Annotated in this window: 3 protein-coding genes; all 3 read left to right on the top strand. The window is 60.2% G+C overall.

The genetic code is table 11. The features are described from left to right. Positions 1–244 precede the first annotated feature (244 nt). A complete protein-coding gene (locus tag EN742_RS32055; protein WP_126058058.1) occupies positions 245–874 on the top strand; it encodes a J domain-containing protein in 630 nt (209 codons plus the stop codon). Positions 875–997: 123 nt separating this feature from the next. Continuing rightward, positions 998–1,984 (top strand): cobaltochelatase subunit CobS, encoded by a 987-nt coding sequence (cobS, locus tag EN742_RS32050; protein WP_126058059.1) that lies wholly within the window; start codon positions 998–1,000, stop codon positions 1,982–1,984. Positions 1,985–2,063: 79 nt separating this feature from the next. Further along, positions 2,064–2,371 (top strand): hypothetical protein (locus EN742_RS38840; RefSeq protein WP_210214502.1); only part of this gene is annotated, 308 nt, incomplete at its 3' end.

The following is a 2,371-nucleotide window of genomic DNA, read 5'->3' as shown; positions in this document are numbered from 1 at the left end:
ATGACCAGCCGCTCCGGCGAGAATGCCGCCTTCAGCTTGTCTTCCATCGTCGACTGTATGGACATTGGAGCTTCCCTTCACCACATGACGGCATAGCCGCAAATTGTTGACGGCATAGCCGCAACCTATCTACGGCACAGCTGCAAAATCTCAATTTCAGACCGCTTTTAAGCCGCGATTCAGCGGTTAGGGCGATCATCGCGGAAATGTCAATTCTTGTTTCGCACGTGCGAACAGCCCATAAATGGGTGAGATGAAGCCGTATCCCAAATATTTCGAGAAAATCCGCATCCGGCCGGAAAAGGACGCGGAGCTGAAGTCGCGCGCACCGATCTGCCAGTGGGACGGCTGCAAGGAGGCCGGCACCCATCGCGCGCCGGTCGGGCGGCTGAAGGAGGGCGAGTATTTCCGCTTCTGCTTCGAGCATGTGCGCGAGTACAACAAGGGCTTCAACTACTTCTCGGGCGTGCCGGACACCGAGGTCGCCCGCTTCCAGAAAGAGGCACTGACCGGACACCGGCCGACCTGGCGCATGGGAGCCAATGGCGGCGGGATGCGCTCGGCGCCCGATTTCGCCCAGCAGCGCTCCGGCCGCGCCGGCTACTACAACCGCATGCGCGACCCCTTCAACCTATTCAACGGGCCCAAGGATCCGCGCGAGGCGCGCGAGCGCAAGGCCAAGCCCCTTGAGGCCAAGGCACTGGAAACTCTTGGCCTTGATACAAAGGCGACTGGCAAGGATATCAAGGCGCGCTATAAGGAACTGGTTAAGCGTCACCATCCGGATGCGAATGGCGGCGACAGGGGTTCGGAAGACCGGTTCCGCGATGTGCTCCAGGCCTATCGCGTGCTCAAGCAGGCAGGATTGTGCTGAGCGGCCCTACGGTTCGTGTCGTTTTCCAACTTTCACAAGGTTGGAAAAGGCTCTAAGACCGCCCCCGGACAAAATCGATTGCCGGCGAAATCAGCCATTTCGCCCGTGGAGACGTGGATAGAGATGAACAAGGTCGACCGCGACATCGCCAACCTGCCCGACACGACAGTGTCGGTGAAGGACAAATTCGGCTTCGATTCCAAGATGGTGGTGCCGGCCTATTCGGTTTCTTCGGAGCACGTTCCGGACGTCGATCCCGACTATTTGTTCGACAAGAACACGACGATGGCGATCCTCGCCGGATTTGCCTACAACCGCCGGGTCATGGTGTCTGGCTATCACGGCACCGGCAAGTCGACCCATATCGAGCAGGTCGCCGCGCGCCTCAACTGGCCCTGCGTGCGCGTCAACCTCGACAGTCATGTCAGCCGTATCGACCTCGTCGGCAAGGACGCCATCGTCGTCAAGGACGGGCTGCAGGTCACCGAATTCCGCGACGGCATCCTGCCCTGGGCCTATCAGCACAATGTCGCGCTCTGCTTCGACGAGTACGACGCCGGCCGTCCGGACGTGATGTTCGTCATCCAGCGCGTGCTGGAATCTTCGGGCCGCCTGACGCTGCTCGACCAGAGCCGGGTCATCCGCCCGCATCCGGCCTTCCGGCTGTTCGCCACCGCCAACACGGTCGGCCTGGGCGACACCACCGGCCTCTATCACGGCACGCAGCAGATCAACCAGGCGCAGATGGACCGCTGGTCGATCGTCACCACGCTGAACTATTTGCCGCACGACAATGAGGTGAACATCGTGCTGGCCAAGGCCAAGCACTATCGCGACAGCAAGGGCAAGGATATCGTCAACAAGATGGTGCGGGTCGCCGACATGACGCGCTCGGCCTTCATCAACGGCGACCTTTCGACCGTGATGAGCCCGCGTACCGTCATCACCTGGGCAGAAAACGCCGAGATCTTCGGCGATATCGGCATGGCGTTCCGGCTCACCTTTCTCAACAAGTGCGACGAGCTGGAGCGATCGGTGGTCGCCGAATTCTACCAGCGCGCCTTCGGCGAAGATTTGCCCGAATCCGCCGCCAACGTGGTGCTGGGGTAGCGCTGACCTCATGGAAGCGGCGTGCCGGACATTTCTGTGGAGCATCCCGGTACTCTGTTTGTCGATCTGTCAGGCAGCCATGGCTCAGACCGCACCATTTACACCGGGCCAGATTTGGACTTATCACGGAGCAGCGCCCGCTTCCTCGCGAGTAATTGTAGGTGCGGCTGACACTTTTGCGGGAAAAGGCCAGCCGATCGTTTCGATCTCCGTCACCGACGTGCCGATACCGACCAATGAAAAGGAGATGCAGACTGTGGCTCATTTGCCCGTTGCTGCCGATGCGCTGCGGGCGAGTGTCGTTGAGCTTGAGGGCACGGGGTCTGTTCCAGATGGTTTTGAGAGTGGATACCGTCAGTGGCGACAGACTTATGACTCCGGAAAAGC

This window comes from Mesorhizobium sp. M4A.F.Ca.ET.020.02.1.1 (assembly GCF_004022645.1).
Lineage (GTDB): Bacteria > Pseudomonadota > Alphaproteobacteria > Rhizobiales > Rhizobiaceae > Mesorhizobium.
The sequence above is the reverse complement of the archived record's forward strand: the minus strand, read 5'-3'. Positions and strand labels throughout refer to the sequence as shown.